Genomic DNA, 25,069 nt, shown 5'->3' with positions numbered 1-25,069 from the left:
GAATAATGGCTATCGAAATCAATGTACCGGACATCGGGGCTGATGAAGTTGAAATCACCGAGATCCTGGTCAAAGTAGGCGACAAAGTTGAAGCTGAACAGTCGCTGATCACCGTAGAAGGCGACAAAGCCTCTATGGAAGTCCCGTCTCCTCAGGCTGGCATCGTTAAAGAGATCAAAGTCTCTGTTGGCGATAAAACCGAGACCGGCAAACTGATCATGATTTTCGATTCCGCCGACGGTGCAGCTGCTGCTGCACCTGCGCAGGAAGAGAAGAAAGCCGCTCCGGCCGCCGCTGCTCCAGCAGCTGCCGCGAGCGCGAAAGAAGTGAACGTGCCTGACATCGGCGGTGACGAAGTTGAAGTCACTGAAATCCTGGTGAAAGTGGGCGACACCGTTGCGGCTGAGCAGTCACTGATCACCGTAGAAGGCGACAAAGCCTCTATGGAAGTGCCGGCTCCGTTCGCGGGTACCGTTAAAGAGATCAAGATCAACACCGGCGACAAAGTGTCTACCGGCTCCCTGATCATGGTCTTCGAAGTGGCGGGGGCTGCACCTGCCGCCGCGCCTGCGCAGGCCGCTGCTCCGGCTCCGGCTGCTGCACCAGCAGCTGCTGGCGGCGCGAAAGACGTTAACGTACCGGACATCGGCGGTGACGAAGTTGAAGTGACCGAAGTGATGGTGAAAGTGGGCGACAAAGTTGCCGCTGAACAGTCACTGATCACCGTTGAAGGCGACAAAGCTTCTATGGAAGTGCCAGCGCCGTTCGCGGGTACCGTTAAAGAGATTAAGATCAGCACCGGCGACAAAGTGTCTACCGGCTCTCTGATCATGGTCTTCGAAGTGGAAGGCGCTGCGCCTGCCGCAGCTCCGGCTGCCGCGGCTGCTCCAGCACCGGCTGCTGCACCGGCTCAGGCTGCTAAACCCGCCGCTGCCCCTGCTGCTAAAGCAGAAAAATCTGAGTTCGCTGAAAACGACGCTTACGTCCACGCTACCCCGCTGATTCGTCGTCTGGCGCGCGAGTTCGGTGTGAACCTGGCGAAAGTGAAAGGGACCGGCCGTAAGGGTCGTATCCTGCGCGAAGACGTTCAGACCTACGTGAAAGACGCGGTGAAACGCGCCGAAGCTGCACCAGCTGCAGCCGCTGGCGGCGGTATCCCGGGCATGCTGCCATGGCCGAAAGTGGACTTCAGCAAGTTCGGCGAAATCGAAGAAGTGGAGCTGGGCCGTATCCAGAAAATCTCTGGTGCTAACCTGAGCCGTAACTGGGTGATGATCCCGCACGTTACGCACTTCGACAAAACCGATATCACCGATCTGGAAGCGTTCCGTAAACAGCAGAACGCTGAAGCTGAGAAGCGCAAACTGGACGTGAAATTCACCCCAGTGGTCTTCATCATGAAAGCCGTTGCCGCTGCCCTTGAGCAGATGCCACGCTTCAACAGCTCCCTGTCCGAAGACGGCCAGAAGCTGACGCTGAAGAAATACATCAACATCGGTGTTGCGGTTGATACGCCAAATGGTCTGGTTGTTCCGGTCTTCAAAGACGTGAACAAGAAGAGCATCACTGAGCTGTCCCGTGAACTGACCGTGATCTCCAAAAAAGCGCGTGATGGTAAGCTGACTGCCGGCGAAATGCAGGGCGGCTGCTTCACTATCTCCAGCATCGGCGGCCTGGGTACCACCCACTTCGCACCGATTGTTAACGCGCCGGAAGTGGCTATCCTCGGTGTGTCCAAGTCCGCGATGGAGCCGGTGTGGAACGGCAAAGAGTTCGTGCCGCGTCTGATGATGCCAATCTCTCTGTCCTTCGACCACCGCGTGATCGACGGTGCTGATGGTGCGCGCTTCATCACCATCATCAACAACATGCTGAGCGACATTCGCCGCCTGGTGATGTAATCGAAAAGCCGGCCAGTCGGCCGGCTTTTTTCTGATAATCTCATGGTGTTTGTGAGGTTATTGGCGAAAGCGACAATTCGTGAGCCGTTTGTTGTTTCAAAATTGTTAACAATTTTGTAAACTGCGGGCGGATAGAACGACCCGGTGGACGACGGGTATAAATTAAGAGGTCATGATGAGCACAGAAATCAAAACTCAGGTCGTAGTACTTGGGGCAGGCCCGGCAGGTTACTCCGCAGCATTCCGTGCAGCGGATTTAGGTCTGGAAACCGTCATCGTAGAACGTTACAGCACCCTCGGCGGTGTTTGTCTGAACGTCGGCTGTATCCCTTCTAAAGCGCTGCTGCACGTAGCGAAAGTTATCGAAGAAGCCAAAGCGCTGGCTGAACACGGTATCGTCTTCGGCGAGCCGAAAACCGATATCGACAAAATTCGTACCTGGAAAGAGAAAGTTATCACTCAGCTGACCGGCGGTCTGGCGGGTATGGCCAAAGGCCGTAAAGTGAAAGTGGTAAACGGTCTGGGTAAATTCACCGGTGCGAACACCCTGGAAGTGGAAGGCGAAAACGGCAAAACCGTGATCAACTTCGACAACGCGATCATCGCGGCAGGCTCTCGCCCAATCGAACTGCCATTCATTCCGCATGAAGATCCACGCGTGTGGGATTCCACCGATGCGCTGGAGCTGAAAACCGTTCCTAAGCGTCTGCTGGTCATGGGCGGCGGTATCATCGGTCTGGAAATGGGTACCGTGTACCATGCGCTGGGTTCAGAGATCGACGTGGTTGAAATGTTCGACCAGGTTATCCCGGCTGCCGACAAAGACATCGTTAAAGTCTTCACCAAACGCATCAGCAAGAAATTCAACCTGATGCTGGAAACCAAAGTGACTGCCGTTGAAGCGAAAGAAGACGGTATTTACGTTTCCATGGAAGGCAAAAAAGCCCCATCCGAACCACAGCGTTACGACGCCGTGCTGGTGGCTATCGGCCGTGTGCCGAACGGTAAAAACCTCGACGCGGGCAAAGCTGGCGTGGAAGTGGACGACCGTGGCTTTATCCGCGTTGACAAGCAGCTGCGCACTAACGTGCCGCACATCTTTGCTATCGGCGATATCGTCGGTCAGCCAATGCTGGCGCACAAAGGTGTTCACGAAGGTCACGTTGCCGCTGAAGTTATCGCCGGCATGAAGCACTACTTCGATCCGAAAGTCATTCCATCTATCGCGTACACCGAGCCAGAAGTGGCATGGGTGGGTCTGACTGAGAAAGAAGCGAAAGAGAAAGGCATCAGCTACGAAACCGCCACCTTCCCGTGGGCTGCTTCTGGCCGTGCTATCGCGTCCGACTGCGCTGACGGTATGACCAAACTGATCTTCGACAAAGAGACTCACCGCGTCATCGGTGGTGCGATTGTCGGTACCAACGGCGGCGAGCTGCTGGGTGAAATCGGTCTGGCTATCGAAATGGGCTGTGACGCTGAAGACATCGCGCTGACCATCCACGCTCACCCGACTCTGCACGAGTCCGTGGGCCTGGCGGCAGAAGTGTTTGAAGGCAGCATCACCGACCTGCCAAACGCGAAAGCGAAGAAGAAATAAGTTTCTTCAGATGAAAAAAAGCGGCCAATGGCCGCTTTTTTTATGCGCTGCGTTCAGGGGGCCACAGGCTGCCAGGTTTTATCAGGGTTATAGGCGGCTAGCGCCCGGGCTTTCTGCTCTGAATCGCTGCCGAGATCGGACTGATACACCTTGTCGTCCTGGTTTATCACAAAGCTCATGACGCCCGTCTGACCATAGCTGACCGGCCAGGCCACCATCGCGAAACCGTTGTTATCCGGCAGGATGCGGAAGCGATAGCCGTGATAGCCGGTACCTGGCTCTTTCGGGCTAAATGCCGGGCCGAGCGGGCTGGGCGCTTCGCCGGGCGAGGCAGGCCAGTACAAACCGTCTTTTTTGCCTTTCGAGCTGACAATCTTCTGCGCGTATTTCTGGTTCATCGCAAAATAGCTTTGCTGCGCATCAACATAGGCATGCAAGGCTTCAATGGCGGCGAGCTCATTACGCCCGATTTCACGGGTCAGGATCTCTTCAGCGCCTTCTTTGATGTCGAACTGCCAGCCTGCAGAGGTTTTGATCACCGGGATGGGAAGCTGCCAGCCGCTGTCTCCGACAACCAGGTGTGCCGTATCCCCTTCGACAACCGTGGTATGACGGACGTTCCAGTCGCGCAGGAAGCGATCGACAGCATCCGGATCAACGCCTTCGGGGGGCAGAAAATCTCGCCAGTTCTCTCCAAGCAGGTTGGTCATCGCGCTCTCATTATGCTCACTGATGGCTTTGGTCAGCGCATCGGTTGCCCGATCGGGCGTGCTAAAGGACTGCTGCGCCATCACCGGGGCCGAAAGCATGAATAACACCATTCCGCTCAGTAGTTTACGTTTCATGTCGGTTCCCTTAGCGATGTCGAATTTCACGGCGTTCAGCACGTCCACCAGACGCCTGACGTGGCTGCTGCTGGCGCGCAGCGAGCTGTCTGCTTTGCGCACCGCGCTGCTGCTGCGCCTGCCAGTTCGCCGAGCGGCTGTCGTTACCGCTCAGCGCATTGGCCCGGGGCTGGCTGCTTCGCTGCTGGAGAGAGCGTTGCTGCGCGGGCTGCGAAGCCCGCTTCTCTTGTCTCTGCGCGGTGGTCTGGCGGTTTTCTCGCTGCTGCGCGGTGCTTCGCTTCGCCGTCTGCGGTTTGGTGTCGTAGCCGCGGTAGTTATTGCGCTGCGAAATCTGCTTCAGCTGTTCGCCTGAGGCCTGACGCTGCACGTCTTTCGTTCCGGTGCGCGCCGTCTGGGGGAAGGTTTTGCCCGTGGATTTCTCCATCTGGCTCAGCGCAGCCTGACGCTGGCTATCGCGGTTAACCGGTTTTTGCTGCGTTGAACTGAGCCCTGTCGCCGCGTTGGTGGCGTGGAAGCGAGTGTTGAGCTGGTTAGTCGGGTAGGGCACGCCTTCCCGATAGGCCGGGTTGTGCTGCCAGGTGCGGTTGGCGTCCGTCAGGCGCTGTCCGCTGATTTTATTGAAGTTCTCAACGTTGATATTGATATTGTTATCACCGTTGCGGTTATAGCCGCCGTGATTATCCCAGTCGCCATGGTGATGATCCCAGTCATCGTCATCATCCCAGTCGATGTTGCTGAAGATGGCATAGGTTGTGGCGACGCCCAGGCTGAAGCCTAAACCGTTTACGAAGCTGTTGCCAAACTGCTCCCCGGGAGTAGGCGGAAGATAGGTGGGCGGATAGGCGGTATTTGGCCAGGTACCGTAAACCGTATTGGGGTTATAGGTGGGGACGTAAACAACCTGCGGATCGGCAGATTCAATTTTGATTACCGTTGGGGCGGGCGCGGACGTCGTGGTTGTTGTTGCGTCGGCGGTGCTGGTTTTCGCTGGCGCCGGTTTTGTCACGGTGGTGACCGTCTGCTGGGGCGTGGATTGTAAAGCGCCGGTCTTCTGCGCCAGCGCGCGCAGGCGCTGAACGGAATCCATCACGTCCTTCGGCTGCGCGAGAAACGCATCACCCAGATTTTGTACCCACGGCGGGTTCTCACCCATCAGGGACATAAGCTGAGGAAACGCGACCAGCGATTTTACGCTGGGATCCCAGGGCTGGCTGGCAACGGCCTGAATCGCGGCGTCCCCTTCCATTTTAGGGTTGTCTTTGGACCACTGCGCCGCCTGGATCACGTTGGCCGGATAGGTCGACGCCATTAAAATTTGCGACAGCAGGGCATCCGGGTAGAGCGCGATGGGAGCAACCCATTGATCGATTTGCGCGGCAGTGTAGGCTGGCGCGACAACAGGTGCGGGCTGGGCTGCGGCAGGCGCTGGTGCAGCCGGTTGTTGTGCGACGGGGGCCGGCGCGGCGGGCTCCGTCGCGCGGCCTTTGACAAACATGACGCCCGAGGCGGCAAACAGCCCGGCACTGCACAGAAGGACGAGCAGATGTGGCTTAAAGGGCAACTTCATAAAATGACTCCAACGAGACAAGCGCTGTGCCGTGAGGCGTTACGGTTGGCGTGAGTATTATTCACCCGTCTTTTACTGTTTTGACTTTTATTGGGAAGCGTCCGGTACGTCCGGATAAAGAGTGTGAGTATTTATTACACAATTATATCTGATGAAGAAAAAACTGAAGCGTCACGGTGCAGAAGATACCGCAAAAAGATGCCCTGAATCCCCGCTACACCATGCTTAACGATTCAGCAAATTTTTTAATGTTGCTTTTTTGTAAACGGATTAACACTGTGCAGAAATCCTGCTATGCTGCCCGACGCGGTATCGGGCATTTACCCTACAAACTGCTGTCTCACAGGAGCGTGAAGAGAACGCCCGCCGCATATGACAATGAGAGCGAGGAGAACCGTCGTGCTAGAAGAATACCGTAAGCACGTAGCAGAACGTGCCGCCGAGGGAATTGTACCCAAACCTTTAGATGCAACCCAAATGGCCGCGCTCGTCGAGCTGCTGAAGAACCCGCCTAAGGGCGAAGAAGAATTCCTGTTAGATCTGCTGATCAACCGCGTACCGCCTGGCGTAGATGAAGCTGCCTACGTAAAAGCCGGATTCCTTGCTGCTATCGCCAAAGGCGAAGCCACCTCCCCACTGGTTACTCCTGAAAAAGCCATTGAACTGCTCGGCACCATGCAGGGTGGTTACAACATTCATCCGCTGATTGACGCGCTGGATAACGACAAGCTGGCACCGATTGCCGCTAAAGCGCTCTCGTCCACGCTGCTGATGTTCGATAACTTCTACGACGTAGAAGAAAAAGCCAAAGCAGGCAACGTCTATGCGAAGCAGGTGATGCAGTCCTGGGCTGATGCCGAATGGTTCCTGAACCGCCCAGCGCTGGCTGAAAAAATCACCGTTACCGTCTTTAAAGTGACCGGTGAAACCAACACCGATGACCTCTCTCCGGCACCGGACGCGTGGTCTCGCCCGGATATCCCTCTGCACGCTCTGGCGATGCTGAAAAACGCCCGTGAAGGTATTGAGCCGGATCAGCCGGGCAGCGTCGGCCCGATCAAACAGATCGAAGCCCTGCAGAAAAAAGGGTTCCCGCTGGCCTATGTGGGTGACGTTGTGGGTACCGGTTCTTCCCGTAAGTCCGCAACCAACTCCGTGCTGTGGTTCATGGGCGACGACATTCCGCACGTGCCGAACAAGCGCGGCGGCGGCCTGTGCCTCGGCGGCAAAATTGCGCCAATCTTCTTCAACACCATGGAAGATGCGGGCGCACTGCCGATCGAAGTGGACGTTTCTAACCTGAACATGGGCGACGTGATTGACGTTTACCCGTACAAAGGCGAAGTACGCAACCACGAGACCAACGAGCTGCTGGCAAGCTTCGAGCTGAAAACCGACGTGCTGATCGACGAAGTGCGCGCCGGTGGCCGTATCCCGCTGATCATCGGCCGTGGCCTGACCACCAAAGCGCGCGAAGCGCTGGGGCTGCCGCACTCAGACGTGTTCCGTCAGGCGAAAGACGTTGCTGAAAGCAACCGCGGTTATTCTCTGGCACAGAAAATGGTGGGGCGCGCGTGCGGCGTAGCCGGTATTCGTCCTGGCGCGTACTGCGAGCCTAAGATGACCTCCGTGGGCTCTCAGGACACCACTGGCCCAATGACCCGTGACGAACTGAAAGACCTGGCGTGCCTGGGCTTCTCTTCTGACCTGGTGATGCAGTCCTTCTGCCACACGGCGGCCTATCCGAAGCCGGTTGACGTGACCACGCACCACACGCTGCCAGACTTCATCATGAACCGCGGCGGCGTTTCCCTGCGTCCGGGTGACGGCGTAATCCACTCCTGGCTGAACCGCATGCTGCTGCCGGATACCGTCGGTACCGGCGGTGACTCCCATACCCGTTTCCCAATCGGTATCTCCTTCCCGGCGGGCTCCGGTCTGGTGGCGTTTGCTGCTGCGACCGGCGTGATGCCGCTGGATATGCCGGAATCGGTGCTGGTGCGCTTCAAAGGTAAAATGCAGCCGGGCATCACCCTGCGCGACCTGGTTCACGCGATCCCGCTGTATGCGATTAAACAGGGCCTGCTGACCGTTGAGAAGAAAGGGAAGAAAAACATCTTCTCTGGCCGTATCCTGGAAATTGAAGGTCTGCCGGATCTGAAAGTGGAGCAGGCGTTCGAGCTGACCGATGCTTCCGCCGAGCGCTCTGCGGCTGGCTGTACCATCAAGCTGAACAAAGAGCCGATTATCGAGTATCTGACCTCCAACATCGTGCTGCTGAAGTGGATGATTGCAGAAGGCTACGGCGACCGTCGTACGCTGGAGCGTCGTATCCAGGGCATGGAAAAATGGCTGGCCGATCCGCAGCTGCTGGAAGCCGATGCTGACGCAGAGTACGCGGCGGTGATCGACATCGATCTGGCGGATATCAAAGAGCCAATCCTGTGTGCGCCGAACGATCCGGACGACGCGCGTCCGCTGTCTGAGGTTCAGGGCGAGAAGATCGACGAAGTGTTCATCGGATCCTGTATGACCAACATCGGTCACTTCCGTGCTGCCGGTAAGCTGCTGGATACCCACAAAGGCCAGCTGCCAACCCGTCTGTGGGTAGCGCCGCCAACCCGTATGGACGCGGCTCAGCTGACCGAAGAGGGCTACTACAGCGTGTTTGGTAAGAGCGGGGCGCGTATCGAAATCCCTGGCTGTTCCCTGTGTATGGGCAACCAGGCGCGCGTAGCCGACGGTGCGACGGTGGTTTCCACCTCTACCCGTAACTTCCCGAACCGTTTAGGTACCGGTGCGAACGTCTTCCTGGCCTCTGCGGAGCTGGCGGCGGTTGCGGCGCTGATTGGCAAACTGCCAACGCCGGAAGAGTACCAGACCTTTGTGGCTCAGGTGGATAAGACCGCGGTGGATACCTATCGCTATCTGAACTTCGATCAGCTTTCTCAGTACACCGAGAAGGCCGACGGGGTTATCTTCCAGACGGCGGTATAAACAGCAAAACCGTCTCCATGAGACGGTTTTTAGTGTTTGCACCCTCTCCCGTGGGAGAGGGACGGGGTGAGGGCATCAGGCCGCAGGGTCTTGCTCTCACCTTTTTATTTTCATTCCTCCCACCTCTCCCGCTTTTTTTCTTCCTCGCTGCTGCGATAATTACCTTAATGGCTTTGCAGAGGAAAACACTATGGATTACGAATTTCTGCGCGACATCACCGGAGTGGTGAAAGTGCGTATGTCGATGGGCCACGAAGCCGTTGGACACTGGTTTAACGAAGAGGTGAAAGAAAATCTCGCACTTCTTGATGAGGTTGAACAGGCGGCAAATACGGTGAAAGGCAGTGAACGATCCTGGCAGCGCGCCGGGCATGAATATACGCTGTGGATGGACGGTGAAGAGGTCATGGTGCGTGCCAACCAGCTCGAGTTTTCAGGTGACGAGATGGAAGAGGGGATGAGCTACTATGACGAAGAAAGCCTGTCGATGTGCGGCGTAGAGGATTTCCTTCAGGTGGTAAATGCCTACCGCGACTTTATGAAACAGAAATAACAGCCCGGAGCATCCCTGCTCCGGCTTGCTCTTACACGGCCGGAATATTGCGGCCGTAGTAAATCTCGCGCATCTCTTTCCAGAGCAGGTCAGTAATCGCCTTACGCTCTTCTTCGCTCAAATCTTCCGGCTTCGTGTGGAACATATAGTGCTTAAGGTCGAATTCCTTAAGTAACATCTTGGTATGGAAGATATTTTCCTGATACACGTTCACGTCCATCATGTCGTACAGCGATTTCATGTCCTCGGACATAAAGTTCTGGATGGAGTTAATCTCGTGGTCGATGAAATGCTTCATGCCGTTGATATCGCGGGTAAAACCACGCACGCGATAATCAATGGTGACGATGTCCGATTCCAGCTGGTGGATTAAATAGTTCAGCGCGTTCAGCGGTGAAATCACGCCGCAGGTCGACACTTCAATATCGGCGCGGAACGTGCACAGCCCGCCTTCCGGGTGACTCTCCGGGTAGGTGTGCACGCAGATATGGCTTTTATCCAGGTGGGCCACGACCACTTCCGGCAGCGGGCCCGGATGTTCAGTTTTGTCGATAAGCTTCGGATCGACCGGCTCTTCGCTGACCAGAATAGTCACGCTGGCGCCCTGAGGTTCATAATCCTGTCGGGCGATGTTCAGGATGTTTGCGCCAATAATGGAACAGGTTTCTGACAGGATCTCGGTCAGACGGTTGGCGTTGTAGAGTTCGTCGATATAGGCGATGTAACCATCGCGTTCTTCCGCTGTTTTGGCATAGCAGATATCGTAAATACAAAAACTCAGGCTTTTCGTCAGGTTGTTAAAGCCATGCAGTTTAAGCTTTTTCAATTAGCTCACCCCCTTAGTGGATAATGCGTCCTGCAGGTACTGCGGCAGGGCAAACGCTGCGGTATGAATTGCCGGATTGTAGTATCGGCACTGAAGACCGGCCTGATGGAAGCGGGCCTGAATAATTTCGGTGGAGAGATGGCGTAATACGTCGTTATCGGTCGCCCAGGCAAAGGTCATGATCCCGCCGTAGTACGTCGGAATGGCCGCCTGATAGAAGCTGACGTCATCGAAATAGGTGCTTAGCTTACGATGGCTATCCAGCGCTTCATCCTGCTGCAGGAAGCAGACGCCATTTTGGGCGACAAAAATCCCGCCCGGGTTCAGGCAGCGCTTGCAGCCTTCGTAGAAGGAAGAGGTAAACAGCGACGCGCCGGGGCCGATTGGGTCGGTGCAGTCGGAGATAATGACGTCAAAGGTCTGCGAGGTCTGGTTAACAAAGTTAACGCCGTCGTCAATCACCAGGCTAAAGCGCGGATCGTCATAGCTACCGGCATTGTGGTTGGGCAGATACTGGCGGCAGAAAGAGACGACGCCCGCATCGATTTCCACCATGGTGATGGTTTCAATGGAACGATGGCGGGACACTTCACGCAGCATTGCGCCGTCGCCGCCGCCGATAATCAGAATATGCTTCGCGTGTCCGTGCGCCAGCAGCGGAACGTGGGTCATCATTTCGTGATAGATAAACTCGTCGCGCTCGGTGGTTTGCACCACGCCGTCCAGCGCCATCACGCGGCCAAAGGCGGCGTTTTCGAAGATAATGAGATCCTGGTGATCGGTTTTCTCATGATAGAGCACGTTATCAACGGCAAAGTACTGACCAAACTGGTCATGCAGTGTTTCATGCCACAACGTGTGGTCGGCCATACGCGGACTCCTCCTTTGTTAACATCCGTTACGCTCACAAAAAATGAGCGAAACATGATAGCTAACTATAACCGTGGTTGCACGGCTATAGGTTCAACAGGGGGCGTCGGGAAGGTTATTTGACGTAGGCGAGCAGGCTGAGTGAGTCGCGAGCCAGCGCTTTACATTTTTTGGCAGTGGGAATACCAATACCGCTCAAGTCACGGTAGCTGTCTTCGCCGAGGGCCTTCATGTCGAAGCTGTCGTAGTTGCTGAGATCCCACTGGTTTTGCTGGGCAAAAAAGACCAGCGCGCGGCGAATCTGCCCGTTGGGTAAATTCTGGTAGCCACAATCATTTTTCAGGAATACAAAAACCGCCGTTAAATCGGCCATATCTTCCGCTTCATTTTCACTTAGCGCATAGCTGTTCGCACACATTGCCATCAGGCTTCCGAACAAAATTGTCCTGAAAAACGTCTTCATTGCTTCTACCACTTCTTCACGGAAAATTAACGTTAGCATACTTGATGCCGGTGCGACGATCTTTATTATTGCCGCTTTACTTGACCTTCCGGTAAGGGGAGGGTTTATGCTCAAAAGATCGCCTGCTGGAAATAAGGAAATGAACATGCAACGTCGTGATTTTTTAAAATATTCCGCTGTGCTGGGGGCTGCCAGCGCATTACCTCTCTGGAGCCGCGCGGTTTTAGCGGCCGACAGGCCTGCCTTACCCATTCCTGACTTACTGACCGCTGACGCCCGCAGCCGTATCCAGCTTGTGGTTCAGGCCGGTAAAACGACGTTCGGCGAGCACAACGCCACGACGTGGGGCTATAACGGCAATTTGCTCGGTCCGGCGCTTCAGCTACGTAAAGGGAAAGCGGTGACGGTGGATATCCACAACACGCTCGCCGAAGAGACGACGCTGCACTGGCACGGGCTGGAAGTGCCGGGCGAGGTGGACGGCGGGCCGCAGGGCATCATCAAAGCGGGCGGTACGCGCAGCGTCACCTTTACGCCCGATCAGCGCGCGGCGACCTGCTGGTTCCATCCGCATCAGCATGGCAAAACGGGCCATCAGGTGGCGATGGGGCTGGCGGGGCTGGTGCTGATTGAAGACGACGAAAGCCGCCTGCTGCGCCTGCCGAAACAGTGGGGCATCGACGATGTACCGGTGATTGTGCAGGACAAGAAATTCAACGCTGACGGGCAAATTGACTACCAGCTGGACGTGATGAGCGCGGCGGTAGGCTGGTTTGGCGACACGCTGCTGACCAACGGCGCCATTTACCCTCAGCACGCCGCGCCGAAAGGCTGGCTGCGCCTGCGCCTGCTCAACGGCTGTAACGCACGCTCGCTCAATTTCGCCGCCAGTGATAAACGCCCGCTGTATGTGGTAGCCAGCGACGGCGGGCTGCTGCCGGAGCCGGTGAAGGTGAGCGAGCTGCCGATGCTCATGGGCGAACGCTTTGAGGTGCTGGTGGATATCAGCGACGGCAAGCCGTTTGACCTCGTGACGCTGCCGGTGAGCCAGATGGGGATGGCGGTCGCACCGTTTGATAAGCCGCATCCGGTGCTGCGTATTCAGCCGCTGCTGGTGGCCGCTTCCGGCACGCTGCCTGATACGTTAACCACTTTGCCAGCTCTCCCGTCGCTGGAGGGGCTTACGCAGCGCAAGCTGCAGCTCTCCATGAACCCGATGCTCGATATGATGGGCATGCAGGCGCTGATGGCGAAATATGGCGATAAGGCGATGGCGGGGATGCAGCACGGCCAGATGATGGGCCACATGAATATGGACCACGGCAAAATGGGCGGCATGGGGAATATGAATCACGGCGACCATGGCTTTGATTTCCACAACGCCAACACGATCAACGGCAAAGCGTTCGACATGAACACGCCGATGTTTGCTGCGACAAAGGGTCAGCTTGAGCGCTGGGTGATTTCAGGCGAAGGGGACATGATGCTGCACCCGTTCCATATCCACGGCACCCAGTTCCGCATTCTCACAGAGAACGGCAAAGCGCCGGATGCGCATCGCGCGGGCTGGAAAGATACGGTGAGAGTGGAGGGCGGCGTCAGCAAGGTGCTGGTGAAGTTTGACCACGAGGCGCCGAAAGAGTTTGCCTATATGGCGCACTGCCACCTGCTGGAGCATGAAGATACGGGGATGATGCTCGGCTTTACCGTATAAAAAAAGCCGGGTGGCGGCTTCACCTTACCCGGCCTGGATTTCGCAGGTGCGGCCTGATGCCCTCACCCTGACCCTCTCCCACAGGGAGAGGGAACAAACACAAAAACGGCAACCGAAGTTGCCGTTTTGCTTTTATTTGCCTTCGTCAGGCAACGCATACGCGACGATATAGTCGCCCATCTTCGTGCCAAACGAACCGTGACCACCCGCTGAGATGACAACGTACTGCTTGCCATTCACTTCATAGGTCATCGGCGTGGCCTGTCCACCCGCCGGCAGACGGCTCTGCCACAGTTTTTCACCGTTGGTCATGTTGTACGCGCGCAGGTAGTTATCTGCGGTTGCCGCGATGAACAGCACGTTACCGGCGGTGGAAATTGGGCCACCCAGCATTGGCATACCCATATTGAACGGCACCGGAACCGGCATCGGGAACGGCATGCTGTCCTGTGGCGTACCAATACGTTTTTTCCATACGATCTGGTTGGTTTTCAGATCCAGACCGGAGATATAACCCCAGGCAGGCTGTTTACACGGCAGACCAAACGGCGACAGGAACGGGTTCAGCGTTACGCCAAACGGTACGCCGTACTGCGGCTGAATGCCGGCTTCGGTACCGCTGCCTTTCGCATCTTTCGGTTGCTCCATTGGGTTGCCCGGACCGCGTGGGATCAAGCGGGAAACGAACGGCAGCGCCATCGGGTTGGCAATTGCCACCTGACGGTTAGGGTCAACGGAGATCCCGCCCCACTCGAACATCCCCAGGTTACCCGGGAAGACCAGCGTGCCCTGCTCAGACGGCGGCGTGAAGATGCCTTCATAGCGCAGCTGGTGGAACATCACGCGGCACACCAGCTGGTCAAACATGGTGGCACCCCACATGTCCGCACCGCTGAGGTCTTTCTTCGGACGGAAGCTCAGGTCAGAGAACGGCTGGGTTTTGCTGACGTAATCGCCTTTCGCCGCGCCCTGCGGAACCGGTTTTTCCGGTGCTGGCACAACCAGCTTGCCGTTGCTGCGATCCAACACGAAGATGTTGCCCGTCTTGGCCGGCGCGTAAATCACCGGAACGGTTTTGCCATCAACGGTAATGTCCGCCAGCGTCGGCTGGGACGGCATATCCATATCCCACAGATCGTGGTGAACGGTCTGGTAGCTCCATGCCAGCTTACCGGTGGTCGCATTCAGCGCCACGATAGCGCTCGCATAACGCTCCTGCTCCGGCGTGCGGTTACCGCCCCAGATATCTGGCGTGGTCACACCCATTGGCAGATAGACCAGGTCCAGCTTCGCGTCATACGCCGCTGGCGCCCAGGAGTTTGGCGAGTTAAAGGTAAAGGTGTGCTCGTCCGACGGGATCGCGTTGGGATCTTTCGCGCCCGGGTCGAAGGCCCACAGCAGTTTACCGGTGTTCACGTCGAAACCACGGATTACGCCGGAGGTTTCACGCGTGGAGAAGTTATCCGTTACCGAACCGGCAATCACGATGGTTTTATCGGTGATGATTGGCGGTGAGGTTGGCTCATACAGACCCGGCGTGGTGTCCGGCATGTTGGTCTGCAGGTTCAGGATACCTTTGTTGGCAAAGGTTTCACACAGCTTGCCCGTTTCGGCATTGATGGCGAACAGACGGCCATCGTTCACCGGCAGCATGATGCGGCGAGGACAGTCAGCAACCACTTCCGGGCTCGCATTCTCGGCGCGCGCTTCGTGGTAAGAGACGCCGCGGCAGGTGACGTGCTGGAAGGACGGGTTGGAATTCAGCTGCGGATCGAAGTGCCATTTCTCTTTACCGGTGGCCGCGTCGAGCGCGAACAGACGCTGGTGCGCCGTACACAGGTAGAGCATATTGCCGACTTTAATCGGCGTGACTTCGTTGGTCAGCTCGCCCGGATCGTTCGGCATCTTCAGGTCGCCGGTACGGAATACCCAAGCTTCCTTCAGGTTTTTAACGTTGTCCGCGTTGATCTGCTTCAGCGGGGAGTAACGTTGACCTTCCTGGTTACGACCATACGCTGGCCAGTCGCCGTCAGCGACCTGGGAGATAGCTGCCGCAGGCGTGGATTCCGCGTTCAGCGTACCGTTGATCTCCTGCGGGTCATTAAAGCCAGCCCAGGTCAGAATGCCGCCGGTAATCAGCAGGGCAACAACCAGGCCCGCCACAGCACCGCTGGAAGGCACAATCAGGCGACGCCAGACGAACGGCAGGATCAGCCAGATACCGAAGAAGACCAGGATGTCGCTGCGCGGCGTCAGTGCCCAGAAGTCGAACCCGACTTCCCAGACGCCCCAGATCATGGTGGCAAGAAGGAGGGCGGCATACAGCCACAGTGCAGATTGTTTTCTACGCAACAGCAGGACGGTTACGCCAACCATAACCAGACCCGCAATCGGGTAGTACCAGGAGCCGCCTAAAGCGACCAGCCAGACGCCACCGATTAACAGATACAGCGCGCAGAAGGCTGCGAATGCGGCTGTTAATGTCACCAGTAGACGCGGCTGTTTAGAGTTTGTTTCAGCCATAGAAAGTGTACTCGTCAGTTTTTGTTAATAATTTGCTAGCAACTAATTATAGATATTAACAAGTGTGATCGGAATCACAATATTTGCTTTTTATAACTCATACGCCAGGCTTATCCATTTGCTGATATAATGGCTGGCTTGCGTATCAGTGCTGGATATTAACTCATCCGTATTGAGAGATTTTCACTAAAATCATTTGGTTAGTAATATGAAACATACTGTTGAAGTGATGATCCCGGAAGCCGAGATCAAAGCGCGTATCGCCGAACTGGGTCGTCAAATCACCGAACATTACAAGGACAGCGGCAGCGAAATGGTGCTGGTCGGTCTGTTGCGCGGCTCTTTCATGTTCATGGCAGACCTGTGCCGTGAGGTGCATGTGCCCCATGAGGTCGATTTTATGACCGCCTCCAGCTACGGCAGCGGCATGTCCACTACCCGTGATGTGAAAATCCTGAAAGATCTGGATGAAGATATTCGTGGCAAAGATGTGTTGATCGTTGAGGACATCATCGACTCCGGCAACACGCTGTCAAAAGTGCGCGAGATCCTGAGCCTGCGCGAGCCAAAATCTCTGGCGATTTGTACGCTGCTGGATAAACCCGACCGTCGTGAAGTGCAGGTGCCGGTAGAGTTCGTGGGCTTCTCGATTCCTGACGAATTCGTCGTCGGTTACGGCATTGACTACGCGCAGCGCTATCGTCATCTGCCGTATGTTGGGAAAGTAGTATTGCTGGACGAGTAATCGAGGGCTGATGCCCTCACCCCGGCCCTCTCCTACAGGGAGAGGGAGAAAATCCCCGGCTTTATTTATGATTTACATGCTTAAGCTGAAGGTTGGCAATCCCCGAACGGTAACGCTGCTCCAGCGTTTCGCGGTTGGTGGCGGTCACTTCCAGATTGCGCAGCAGGCCATCGTGAATCCCGTACGCCCAGCCGTGGATAGAGACCTTCTGCCCGCGTTTCCACGCTGATTGCATGATCGTTGAGTGGCCCAGGTTATACACCTGCTCCATCACGTTGAGTTCGCAAAGGGTATCCATGCGACGCTCCTGCGGCATTTCGCCCAGCAGTGAGCTATGTTTGAACCAGATATCGCGGATGTGCAGTAGCCAGTTATCAATGAGCCCCAGTTCCGTGTTTTCAACCGCCGCCTGCACGCCGCCGCAGCCATAATGGCCGCAAATGATGATGTGCTCGACTTGCAGAACGTCCACGGCATACTGAACAACAGAAAGACAGTTGAGATCGGTGTGAATCACGAGATTGGCGACATTGCGGTGAACAAACAGTTCACCGGGTTCAAGGCCGGTCAGGCGCTCCGCCGGTACGCGGCTGTCGGAACATCCAATCCAGAGAAAGCGTGGGTTCTGAGCCTGCGCGAGTTTTCCAAAAAATCCGGGGTCTTCCTCCACCAGCATTTTTGACCATAGTGCATTGTTGCTGATGAGTGTATCTATGTTGTTCATGGAGGTTAGCGACCTGTAACCGAGTTATTGCGTTGCGCTACTATAGGGTAACCCGACTTTTAATGAAACCACACAACGTGTGTAAGAACTGAAGGTAAGTTAATTTCATGGCAATTGCACTGGAGCTTGAGCAGCTTAAAAAAACCTATCCGGGTGGCGTTCAGGCGCTACGCGGAATAGATCTGAAAGTAGAGGCCGGCGATTTTTACGCGCTTCTGGGGCCGAACGGGGCCGGGAAATCGACCACCATTGGGATTATCAGCTCGCTGGTCAATAAAACGTCCGGCCGGGTGAGCGTCTTTGGGTACGACCTGCAAAAAGACGTGGTGAACGCCAAGCGCCAGCTGGGGCTGGTTCCGCAGGAGTTCAACTTCAACCCGTTCGAGACGGTGCAACAAATTGTCGTTAACCAGGCGGGCTATTACGGCGTTGAGCGTAAAGAGGCCCTCGAGCGTAGCGAAAAATACCTTAAGCAGCTCGATCTGTGGGAAAAGCGTAACGAACGCGCGCGCATGTTGTCCGGCGGGATGAAGCGCCGCCTGATGATTGCCCGTGCGCTGATGCACGAGCCAAAGCTGCTGATCCTCGATGAACCGACAGCGGGTGTTGATATCGAACTTCGTCGCTCCATGTGGGGCTTCCTGAAAGATCTCAACGACAAAGGCACCACCATTATTCTGACCACCCACTATCTGGAAGAGGCTGAAATGCTGTGCCGCAATATCGGCATCATTCAGAACGGCGAGCTGGTGGAGAACACCTCGATGAAGAATCTGCTCTCCAAGCTGAAATCCGAAACCTTCATTCTCGATCTGGCGGCGAAAAGCGCGCTGCCAAAACTTGAAGGTTACAACTATCGTCTGGTAGATACCTCGACGCTGGAAGTGGAAGTGCTGCGCGAGCAGGGGATTAACAGCGTGTTCTCACAGCTGAGCGCGCAGGGGATTCAGGTTTTAAGTATGCGTAACAAAGCGAACCGACTGGAAGAGCTGTTTGTCTCTCTGGTACATGACAAACAAGGAGACAAGGCATGACGCATCTTTACTGGGTCGCGCTGAAAAGTATCTGGGCGAAAGAGATCAACCGCTTTATGCGTATCTGGGTGCAAACCCTGGTGCCGCCGGTTATCACGATGACGCTCTATTTCATCATCTTCGGTAACCTGATTGGCTCCCGGATTGGTGAGATGCACGGCTTTACCTATATGCAGTTTATCGTGCCGGGCCTGATCATGATGGCGGTGATCACCAACGCCTATGCCAACGTGGCGTCGTCGTTTTTCAGCGCCAAGTTCCAGCGCAATATTGAAGAGCTGCTGGTCGCACCGGTGCCGACGCACGTCATTATCGCGGGCTATGTCGGCGGCGGCGTGGCGCGCGGGCTGTGCGTGGGGATCCTGGTCACGGCGATTTCGCTGTTCTTCGTGCCGTTCCAGGTCCACTCGTGGCTGTTTGTCGCGCTGACGCTGCTTCTGACGGCGATCCTGTTCTCGCTGGCCGGTCTGCTGAACGCCGTGTTCGCCAAAACGTTTGACGATATCAGCCTGATCCCGACCTTCGTGCTGACGCCGCTGACCTATCTCGGCGGGGTGTTCTACTCCCTGACGCTGCTGCCACCGTTCTGGCAGGCGCTGTCGCACCTGAACCCGATTGTCTACATGATCAGCGGGTTCCGCTTTGGCTTCCTCGGCATCACCGATGTGCCGCTGTTTACCACGGTGGCGGTACTGGTGGTGTTCATCATCGCCTTCTACCTGCTCTGCTGGTCGCTGATCCAGCGCGGACGCGGGCTGCGCAGCTAATCTTTTGCCCGGCGACGCTCTGTTTGCCGGGCACTTTCTTTGACAGTTATCACCGTAAGCTAACCTTCACTCCGCTAAACTACTTGCCTGCTAAGGAGGGAGTTATGCTGGGATGGGTTATCACCTGCCACGATGAACAGGCGCAGGAAATGCTGGATAAGCTTGAAGCCAGATTTGGCCCGCTGGTGCAATGCCGGGCGGTAAACTACTGGCGCGGGTTGAGCACCAACATGCTGAGCCGCATGATGTGCGATGCCCTGCATGAAACGGACACCGGGGATGGCGTGATTTTTCTTACCGATAAATCGGGCGCGGCGCCTTACCGCGCAGCCGCGTTGCTGAGCCATAAGCACGCGTGCTGTGAAGTGATCTCGGGTATTAACTTCTCCCTGCTGGCGTTAATGTATCCGCAGCGTGGATCCTTAAGCAGCGCAGAGTTTCGCCAGGCCATCGTGGCGCAGGGCGTTCCGGGCGTCAGCAGCTTGTGGCATCAGCAGCAAAAAAATCCTCCCTTCGTCCTGCTCCACGATTTGTATAAGAATTAAACGTGGGTATTGATGTCTCATTTGTTACAATAGCGGCAGTTTTCCGCACCGATTAAGACACCATGCTACCGCGCATTCTTTTCTTGCTATTGATGCTCATTTCCGGCGTCAGCTCAGCCAGTTTACTCAGTCAGCACACGCTGCCTGCCCAGTACATGCAAACCACCGAAGACGCGGCGATCTGGGCGCAGGTGGGGAACAGCGTGATCAACGTCGGTAACGTGCGCTCCGGGCAGATCCTGGCCGTTGTGCCCGCGGCGGCGGACTACTACGAATTTCACTTCGGTTTTGGCACGGGGTTTATCGACAAGGGGCACCTGGAGCCGGTTCAGGGGAAACAGCGCGTCGAGGACAGCCTCGGGGATCTCAATAAGCCCCTGAGCAATCAGAACCTCATTACCTGGAAAGACACCCCGGTGTATAACGCGCCGTCGAGCGGCAGCGCGCCGTTCGGCACGTTAAGCGCCAATCTGCGCTATCCCATACTGAATAAACTGAAGGACCGGCTGAATCAGACCTGGTTCCAGATCCGCATCGGCAATCGTCTGGCGTGGATCAGCAGCCTGGATGCGCAGGAAGATAACGGCCTTCCGGTTCTGACCTACCATCATATTTTGCGTGATGAAGAAAACACGCGCTTTCGACATACGTCCACGACCACTAGCGTACGTGCGTTCAACAACCAGATGGCCTGGCTACGCGATCAGGGTTATACCACTCTGACGATGTACCAGCTTGAAGGGTACGTGCGTAACAAAATGAACCTGCCTGCAAAATCGGTGGTGATTACCTTTGACGACGGCCTGAAATCCGTCAGCCGCTATGCCTATCCTGTGCTGAAAGAGTACGGCTTCAAGGCTACCGCGTTTATTATCTCTTCCCGTATAAAAGGCCATCCGCAGAAGTGGGATCCAAAATCGCTGCAGTTTATGAGCGTGCAGGAGATTAAGGGGATTCAGGATGTGTTCGATATTCAGTCCCACACCCACTTCCTGCACCGCGTGGATGGGTATAAGCACCCGATTTTACTGAGCCGCAGCTATCACGTGATTTTGTTTGATTTTGAACGCTCGCGTCGCGCGCTGGCGCAGTTTAATCCACGCGTGCTCTATCTTTCCTATCCGTTTGGCGGCTACGACAATAAAGCGATAAAGGCGGCGAATGATGCCGGTTTCCATCTGGCGGTGACGACGGTGAAAGGGAAGGTGAAGCCGGGGGATAATCCGTTCTTACTGAAACGCCTGTACATCTTAAGAACGGATTCGCTGGAGACCATGTCGCGGCTGATCAGCAATCAGCCGCAGGGATAGTGCTTAAGCAACCTGAACCGGAATCGCCTTCGCGGTACGTTTCATGTCGTTGTCGCCTTCAAAGTAGGCAACTTTCGGCTGCCAGCGGCGCGCTTCTTCATCAGACATCATCACGAAGCTGGCGATAATCACAATATCGCCCACGTCCGCGCAGTGCGCTGCCGCGCCGTTAACGGAGATGATTTTAGACCCGCGCTCGGCGGCGATGGCGTAGGTTGAGAAACGTTTGCCGTTGTTAACGTTCCAGATATCAATCGCTTCGTTTTCAAGGATGCCCGCAGCATCAAGGAAATCCTGGTCGATGGCGCAGGAGCCTTCATAGTGCAGGTCGGCCTGGGTGACTTTCACACGGTGAAGCTTACCTTGCAGCATTTTGCGAATCATTACGTTTACCTTTCATCTTCCGGGTAGAGAAACCTACGCCAGTTCAACCACTTTGTTGTCGATTAGGCGGGCCTGACCAAGCCATGCCGCCACCAGAATGACCGCACGTTTGCTGGTCTGTGTAAGCTCCAGAAGCGTATCGGCATCGCGAATTTGAATATCATCAGCGCGGAAGCCTTTATCGTTCAGCGCCTGTTCAGCCAGAGCAATAATCTCTTCGGCCGTTAACTCTTTCGCCAGCAGCTGTTCTGCCATGGTGTTCATGACCTTGCTTAAGCCCGGCGCGATTTTACGCTGGTCCGCGGTCAGGTAGCCATTTCGCGAGCTGAGCGCCAGACCGTCTTTGGCGCGTACAATCGGTACGCCGACAATCTCGATATCGTAGCCCATATCCGCAACCATCTTGCGGATCAGCGCCAGCTGCTGGAAATCTTTCTCACCGAAGCAGGCAACGTCCGGCTGCACCAGGTTGAACAGCTTGCTGACGATGGTCGATACGCCGCGGAAATGACCCGGGCGGCTTGCGCCTTCCAGCATGGTGGAAATGCCCGGTACGTCAACGTAGGTGGCCTCATCGGTACCCTGAGGATAGACATCCGCCGGTGCCGGAGAGAAGACAATATCCGCATGGCGTTTTTTGAGCTTCTCGCAATCTTCCTGCAGGGTGCGCGGATAGCGTGCCAGATCGTCGGCGCGGTCAAACTGCATTGGGTTAACGAAGATACTGACCACCACGATATCTGCACGGGCTCTTGCTTCGTCAACCAGCTTCATATGGCCGTCATGCAGGTTGCCCATGGTCGGGACCAGTGCGATACGTTTACCTTCCTGACGCGCACGACGGATATGCTGGCGCAGCAGCGGCAGGGTTTCAATGATTAGCACAACGAGACTCCTTAATGGAAACTGTGTTCTTCACCCGGGTAAACACCGGATTCAACGTCGGCAATATACTGCCTGACCGCAGCGCGCATGTCGCCCGCTTCGGTGAGGAAATTTTTGGCAAACTTCGGAATATGCCCGCCGGTGATGCCAAAGGCGTCGTGCATCACCAGGATCTGACCGTCGGTCACGTTGCCTGCGCCAATACCAATCACCGGAATCGACAGGGCTTCAGTAATACGCTTCGCCAGCTCAACCGGCACGCACTCCAGCACCAGCAGCTGGGCGCCTGCGGCTTCCAGCGCCAGGGCATCATCAAACAGCGTCTGGGCGGCGTCACCGCGGCCCTGCACTTTATATCCACCAAAGATGTTGACGGACTGCGGCGTCAAGCCCAAATGGCCGCACACCGGCACGGCGCGCTCGGTGAGCATCTTCACCGTATCCACCAGCCAGGCGCCGCCTTCAATTTTGACCATGTTAGCGCCAGCACGCATGACCGCTGCCGCGTTTTCGAATGCCTGCTCCGGCGTGGCATAGGCCATAAACGGCAGATCGGAGAGCAGCAGGCAGGCTGGAGCCCCGCGGCGCACCGCACGGGTGTGGTAAGCGATATCCTCAACCGTGACCGGCAGGGTGGAATCATGTCCTTGTACCGTCATCCCTAACGAATCTCCGACCAGCATGACGTTGATACCCTCTTCGGCAAAGAGTTTGGCGAAGCTGTAGTCATACGCGGTGATGGTGGCGAAGCGTTTTTTTTCCTGTTTGCATTTCTGCAGTAAGGAGATGGTGGTTGGTTTCATACTGTTTCCTGATAGCCCAAAAGCGAATCTTTGCGCATTCTAACAGTAACATTCGGGGGAACAATGATTTTAGGTAACCGATTAGCCACAATTATTTTGAGGTTAATCGGCAGGGGAACCGGATCACCAGCGGGCGGGTCTTTCCGCGTTGAGGTTGTCCAGAATGGTCCGGAGTGGGATGCCATCCGGGAAGATGAGATCGGGGGCGACTTCAAACAGCGGCCAGAGCATAAACCCGCGGTTTTTCATGTCGTAATGCGGAACGGTGAGACGTTCAGTGTTAATGGTTTCGTGACCAAACAGCATAATGTCGAGGTCCAGCGTGCGCGGTCCCCAGCGCTCGGCTTTGCGTACGCGTCCCTGCTGCAGTTCGATGCGCTGGGTGTTATCCAGCAGCGTTTCGGCATCAAGGGCAGTTTCCAGCACCACGGCGGCATTGAGATAATCAGGCTGATCCTGCGGGCCCAGCGGCGGCGTGCGGTAGAAAGAGGAGACCGCCACGATCTTGCTTTGCGGGATCTCCCCCAGCGCCTGTACGGCAGCGTTCACCTGCTCCAGCGGAGAGGCTAAATTGCTGCCGATGGCGATATACGCGAGGGTCATGCTGTCCCTTCACGACGCGGCGCGCGTTTGCGCGGACGGCGATGGCGGCGACGCGGTTCCGGCTCTTCATCCAGCCCGGTGAGCATATCTTTTTGCTCCGGCGGTGCGGAAACCTGGAATTCGGCCCACCACTGCGCCAGGCGCTGCAGCTCCTGGTTGCGTTCAATTTCAGCACGCAGCGACAGCAGATCGAAGGCGGCGCGGAATTTTGGATGCTCCATCAGCTTCCAGGCGCGTTTGCCCTGACGACGGGACATGCGCAGCTGAAGCTGCCAGATATCGCGCACCAGCGTGGTAATGCGTTTTGGAATAGCGAGCGTACGGCACCCTTCGTCCAGCACGTCGTTTGCGGCCAGCGCGAAGGCGTCATAATAGGCCAGCCCGCTCTCCTGGGTAATTCGCTGGGCCGTTTCCAGCAGCGGATACCAGAACATCGCCGCAAACAGGAACGCCGGATTGACGCGCATGTCGTTGCGAATACGGGTATCGGTATTTTTCAGCACCTGCGCAATCATCCGCTCCATTGGGCTGTCACCGCTTTCGGTGAAGTAGCGGGTAATGGTCGGGAAGAGGGGCTGGAACAGGTTGTATTCGCGCAGCAGATTGTAGGTTTCAAAGCCGTGGCCAGCCTGCAGCAGCTTCAGCGCCTCTTCAAACAGGCGGGCAGGCGGCACGTCGTTAATCAGCGTTGCCAGGCGCGGAATCGGCTCTGCCGTTTCCGGGCTGATGCGCATATTGAGCTTGGCGGCGAAACGCACGGCGCGCAGCATACGCACGGGATCTTCACGATAGCGCGTTTCCGGCGTGCCGATCAGACGGATCAGACCTTCTTTCAGGTCCTGCATGCCGCCGACGTAATCACGCACGGTGAAATCCGCCACGCTGTAATAAAGGCTGTTGATGGTGAAGTCGCGACGCTGGGCATCTTCTTCAATAGAGCCGAAGATATTGTCGCGCAGCAGCATGCCGTTCTGGCCGCGCTGTGACGTGGTGCGATCGGATGCGCCCGCTTCGTGGTGGCCGCGGAAGGTCGCCACTTCGATAATTTCCGGGCCAAACATCACGTGAGCCAGACGGAAACGGCGGCCAACGAGACGGCAGTTGCGGAATAATTTGCGCACCTGCTCAGGCGTGGCGCTGGTCGTCACGTCGAAATCTTTTGGTTTTTTGCCCAGCAGTAAATCACGCACTCCACCGCCCACGAGATAGGCCTCGTAGCCCGCTTTATTCAGACGATAGAGCACCTTGAGGGCATTTTCACTGATATCTTTGCGGGAAATAGTGTGCTGCTCACGCGGAATAACCGACATGTGTGGCTGTGCAATAGCATCGTTCGCCATGCTCTCTTCGCGGCTTAGCACTTTACGGCAAAAATTAGCGACTCGGGTAAAAATGGTACACCTCGTAGTG

The 25,069-nt window shown here is 56.2% G+C and carries 22 protein-coding genes; 10 read left to right on the top strand and 12 right to left on the bottom strand.

Translation table 11 applies throughout. The features are described from left to right. Positions 1-5 precede the first annotated feature (5 nt). Together aceF and lpdA are read left to right on the top strand one after the other, a co-directional pair. A complete protein-coding gene (aceF, locus tag SPH27_RS10820) occupies positions 6-1,901 on the top strand; it encodes a pyruvate dehydrogenase complex dihydrolipoyllysine-residue acetyltransferase (protein ID WP_039260787.1) in 1,896 nt (631 codons plus the stop codon). 175 nt (positions 1,902-2,076) lie between these two features. Beyond that, positions 2,077-3,501 (top strand): dihydrolipoyl dehydrogenase, encoded by a 1,425-nt coding sequence (gene lpdA, locus SPH27_RS10815; RefSeq protein WP_003856313.1) that lies wholly within the window; start codon positions 2,077-2,079, stop codon positions 3,499-3,501. 53 nt (positions 3,502-3,554) lie between these two features. Here lpdA and SPH27_RS10810 read toward each other — a convergent pair whose 3' ends face one another. Both SPH27_RS10810 and SPH27_RS10805 read right to left on the bottom strand, forming a co-directional pair. After that, positions 3,555-4,346, bottom strand: a complete 792-nt coding sequence (locus SPH27_RS10810; protein WP_039260923.1) for a DUF2950 family protein — start codon at positions 4,344-4,346, stop codon at positions 3,555-3,557. Between the two features lie 10 nt (positions 4,347-4,356). Continuing rightward, positions 4,357-5,913, bottom strand: a complete 1,557-nt coding sequence (locus tag SPH27_RS10805; protein WP_182071466.1) for a DUF3300 domain-containing protein — start codon at positions 5,911-5,913, stop codon at positions 4,357-4,359. A 399-nt stretch (positions 5,914-6,312) separates the two neighbouring features. On the opposite strand from SPH27_RS10805, the gene acnB reads away from it, so the two are divergent. Continuing rightward, complete coding sequence (gene acnB / locus SPH27_RS10800; protein ID WP_033144650.1) at positions 6,313-8,910, top strand: bifunctional aconitate hydratase 2/2-methylisocitrate dehydratase; 2,598 nt, start codon at positions 6,313-6,315, stop codon at positions 8,908-8,910. A gap of 190 nt (positions 8,911-9,100) precedes the next feature. Then, complete coding sequence (gene yacL / locus SPH27_RS10795; RefSeq protein ID WP_023310423.1) at positions 9,101-9,463, top strand: protein YacL; 363 nt, start codon at positions 9,101-9,103, stop codon at positions 9,461-9,463. Positions 9,464-9,494: 31 nt separating this feature from the next. Here the strand turns inward: yacL and speD are convergent, their stop codons facing one another. From speD to SPH27_RS10780, 3 genes are all read right to left on the bottom strand, one after another. Next, positions 9,495-10,289, bottom strand: a complete 795-nt coding sequence (gene speD, locus SPH27_RS10790) for an adenosylmethionine decarboxylase (RefSeq protein ID WP_032649781.1) — start codon at positions 10,287-10,289, stop codon at positions 9,495-9,497. Further along, positions 10,290-11,159: a polyamine aminopropyltransferase gene (gene speE, locus SPH27_RS10785; protein WP_047060116.1), complete on the bottom strand. Its 870-nt coding sequence runs from the start codon at positions 11,157-11,159 to the stop codon at positions 10,290-10,292. 115 nt (positions 11,160-11,274) lie between these two features. Continuing rightward, on the bottom strand, positions 11,275-11,622 hold the full coding sequence (locus SPH27_RS10780) for a YacC family pilotin-like protein (protein WP_014882582.1): 348 nt from the start codon (positions 11,620-11,622) through the stop codon (positions 11,275-11,277). A gap of 145 nt (positions 11,623-11,767) precedes the next feature. Here SPH27_RS10780 and cueO point away from each other — a divergent pair, with 145 nt between their 5' ends. Beyond that, positions 11,768-13,336, top strand: a complete 1,569-nt coding sequence (gene cueO, locus SPH27_RS10775; protein WP_182071465.1) for a multicopper oxidase CueO — start codon at positions 11,768-11,770, stop codon at positions 13,334-13,336. Positions 13,337-13,468: 132 nt separating this feature from the next. Here the strand turns inward: cueO and SPH27_RS10770 are convergent, their stop codons facing one another. Continuing rightward, positions 13,469-15,859: a glucose/quinate/shikimate family membrane-bound PQQ-dependent dehydrogenase gene (locus tag SPH27_RS10770; RefSeq protein WP_182071464.1), complete on the bottom strand. Its 2,391-nt coding sequence runs from the start codon at positions 15,857-15,859 to the stop codon at positions 13,469-13,471. 208 nt (positions 15,860-16,067) lie between these two features. On the opposite strand from SPH27_RS10770, the gene hpt reads away from it, so the two are divergent. After that, positions 16,068-16,604 (top strand): hypoxanthine phosphoribosyltransferase, encoded by a 537-nt coding sequence (gene hpt / locus SPH27_RS10765; RefSeq protein ID WP_008501948.1) that lies wholly within the window; start codon positions 16,068-16,070, stop codon positions 16,602-16,604. A 61-nt stretch (positions 16,605-16,665) separates the two neighbouring features. Here the strand turns inward: hpt and can are convergent, their stop codons facing one another. Next, positions 16,666-17,328, bottom strand: coding sequence for a carbonate dehydratase (gene can, locus SPH27_RS10760; RefSeq protein WP_008501947.1), 663 nt, complete (start codon positions 17,326-17,328; stop codon positions 16,666-16,668). Between the two features lie 107 nt (positions 17,329-17,435). On the opposite strand from can, the gene SPH27_RS10755 reads away from it, so the two are divergent. From SPH27_RS10755 to SPH27_RS10740, 4 genes are all read left to right on the top strand, one after another. Beyond that, positions 17,436-18,362 carry an ABC transporter ATP-binding protein gene (locus SPH27_RS10755; RefSeq protein ID WP_032660633.1) on the top strand — a complete coding sequence of 309 codons (927 nt, stop codon included), beginning with the start codon at positions 17,436-17,438 and terminating at the stop codon, positions 18,360-18,362. Continuing rightward, positions 18,359-19,129, top strand: coding sequence for an ABC transporter permease (locus tag SPH27_RS10750; RefSeq protein WP_023310428.1), 771 nt, complete (start codon positions 18,359-18,361; stop codon positions 19,127-19,129). Before SPH27_RS10755 ends, SPH27_RS10750 begins: the two co-directional genes overlap by 4 nt. A 104-nt stretch (positions 19,130-19,233) precedes the next feature. Beyond that, a complete protein-coding gene (locus tag SPH27_RS10745) occupies positions 19,234-19,674 on the top strand; it encodes a PTS sugar transporter subunit IIA (RefSeq protein ID WP_033144654.1) in 441 nt (146 codons plus the stop codon). 62 nt (positions 19,675-19,736) lie between these two features. Beyond that, positions 19,737-20,984 (top strand): polysaccharide deacetylase family protein, encoded by a 1,248-nt coding sequence (locus tag SPH27_RS10740; protein WP_182071463.1) that lies wholly within the window; start codon positions 19,737-19,739, stop codon positions 20,982-20,984. 3 nt (positions 20,985-20,987) lie between these two features. On the opposite strand, the gene panD is transcribed toward SPH27_RS10740, so the two are convergent. The 5 genes from panD to pcnB form a co-directional block, all read right to left on the bottom strand. Then, complete coding sequence (panD, locus tag SPH27_RS10735; protein WP_006810068.1) at positions 20,988-21,368, bottom strand: aspartate 1-decarboxylase; 381 nt, start codon at positions 21,366-21,368, stop codon at positions 20,988-20,990. A 33-nt stretch (positions 21,369-21,401) separates the two neighbouring features. Beyond that, entirely contained in the window at positions 21,402-22,253 is an 852-nt protein-coding gene (panC, locus tag SPH27_RS10730) for a pantoate--beta-alanine ligase (RefSeq protein WP_023310431.1), read from the bottom strand. Between the two features lie 11 nt (positions 22,254-22,264). After that, a complete protein-coding gene (gene panB, locus SPH27_RS10725) occupies positions 22,265-23,056 on the bottom strand; it encodes a 3-methyl-2-oxobutanoate hydroxymethyltransferase (protein ID WP_014882600.1) in 792 nt (263 codons plus the stop codon). A 123-nt stretch (positions 23,057-23,179) separates the two neighbouring features. After that, complete coding sequence (folK, locus tag SPH27_RS10720) at positions 23,180-23,659, bottom strand: 2-amino-4-hydroxy-6-hydroxymethyldihydropteridine diphosphokinase (RefSeq protein WP_033144656.1); 480 nt, start codon at positions 23,657-23,659, stop codon at positions 23,180-23,182. Continuing rightward, positions 23,656-25,053, bottom strand: coding sequence for a polynucleotide adenylyltransferase PcnB (pcnB, locus tag SPH27_RS10715; RefSeq protein ID WP_072162357.1), 1,398 nt, complete (start codon positions 25,051-25,053; stop codon positions 23,656-23,658). The genes folK and pcnB overlap by 4 nt, the downstream gene beginning before the upstream one ends. Between the last annotated feature and the right edge of the window lie 16 nt (positions 25,054-25,069).

Source organism: Enterobacter sp. A103 (assembly GCF_034427535.1).
GTDB classification, from domain to species: domain Bacteria; phylum Pseudomonadota; class Gammaproteobacteria; order Enterobacterales; family Enterobacteriaceae; genus Enterobacter; species Enterobacter asburiae_B.
The sequence above is the reverse complement of the archived record's forward strand: the minus strand, read 5'-3'. Positions and strand labels throughout refer to the sequence as shown.

What these genes read in the sequence shown, in the direction of transcription:
- panB (WP_014882600.1), bottom strand. Translation starts at nt 23,056, where the DNA reads ATGAAACCAACCACCATCTCCTTACTGCAGAAATGCAAACAGGAAAAA.
- SPH27_RS10745 (WP_033144654.1), top strand. Translation starts at nt 19,234, where the DNA reads ATGCTGGGATGGGTTATCACCTGCCACGATGAACAGGCGCAGGAAATG.
- folK (WP_033144656.1), bottom strand. Translation starts at nt 23,659, where the DNA reads ATGACCCTCGCGTATATCGCCATCGGCAGCAATTTAGCCTCTCCGCTG.
- aceF (WP_039260787.1), top strand. Translation starts at nt 6, where the DNA reads ATGGCTATCGAAATCAATGTACCGGACATCGGGGCTGATGAAGTTGAA.
- SPH27_RS10810 (WP_039260923.1), bottom strand. Translation starts at nt 4,346, where the DNA reads ATGAAACGTAAACTACTGAGCGGAATGGTGTTATTCATGCTTTCGGCC.
- SPH27_RS10755 (WP_032660633.1), top strand. Translation starts at nt 17,436, where the DNA reads ATGGCAATTGCACTGGAGCTTGAGCAGCTTAAAAAAACCTATCCGGGT.
- cueO (WP_182071465.1), top strand. Translation starts at nt 11,768, where the DNA reads ATGCAACGTCGTGATTTTTTAAAATATTCCGCTGTGCTGGGGGCTGCC.
- SPH27_RS10780 (WP_014882582.1), bottom strand. Translation starts at nt 11,622, where the DNA reads ATGAAGACGTTTTTCAGGACAATTTTGTTCGGAAGCCTGATGGCAATG.
- panD (WP_006810068.1), bottom strand. Translation starts at nt 21,368, where the DNA reads ATGATTCGCAAAATGCTGCAAGGTAAGCTTCACCGTGTGAAAGTCACC.
- SPH27_RS10805 (WP_182071466.1), bottom strand. Translation starts at nt 5,913, where the DNA reads ATGAAGTTGCCCTTTAAGCCACATCTGCTCGTCCTTCTGTGCAGTGCC.
- SPH27_RS10740 (WP_182071463.1), top strand. Translation starts at nt 19,737, where the DNA reads ATGCTACCGCGCATTCTTTTCTTGCTATTGATGCTCATTTCCGGCGTC.
- yacL (WP_023310423.1), top strand. Translation starts at nt 9,101, where the DNA reads ATGGATTACGAATTTCTGCGCGACATCACCGGAGTGGTGAAAGTGCGT.
- hpt (WP_008501948.1), top strand. Translation starts at nt 16,068, where the DNA reads ATGAAACATACTGTTGAAGTGATGATCCCGGAAGCCGAGATCAAAGCG.
- can (WP_008501947.1), bottom strand. Translation starts at nt 17,328, where the DNA reads ATGAACAACATAGATACACTCATCAGCAACAATGCACTATGGTCAAAA.
- lpdA (WP_003856313.1), top strand. Translation starts at nt 2,077, where the DNA reads ATGAGCACAGAAATCAAAACTCAGGTCGTAGTACTTGGGGCAGGCCCG.
- speE (WP_047060116.1), bottom strand. Translation starts at nt 11,159, where the DNA reads ATGGCCGACCACACGTTGTGGCATGAAACACTGCATGACCAGTTTGGT.
- SPH27_RS10750 (WP_023310428.1), top strand. Translation starts at nt 18,359, where the DNA reads ATGACGCATCTTTACTGGGTCGCGCTGAAAAGTATCTGGGCGAAAGAG.
- SPH27_RS10770 (WP_182071464.1), bottom strand. Translation starts at nt 15,859, where the DNA reads ATGGCTGAAACAAACTCTAAACAGCCGCGTCTACTGGTGACATTAACA.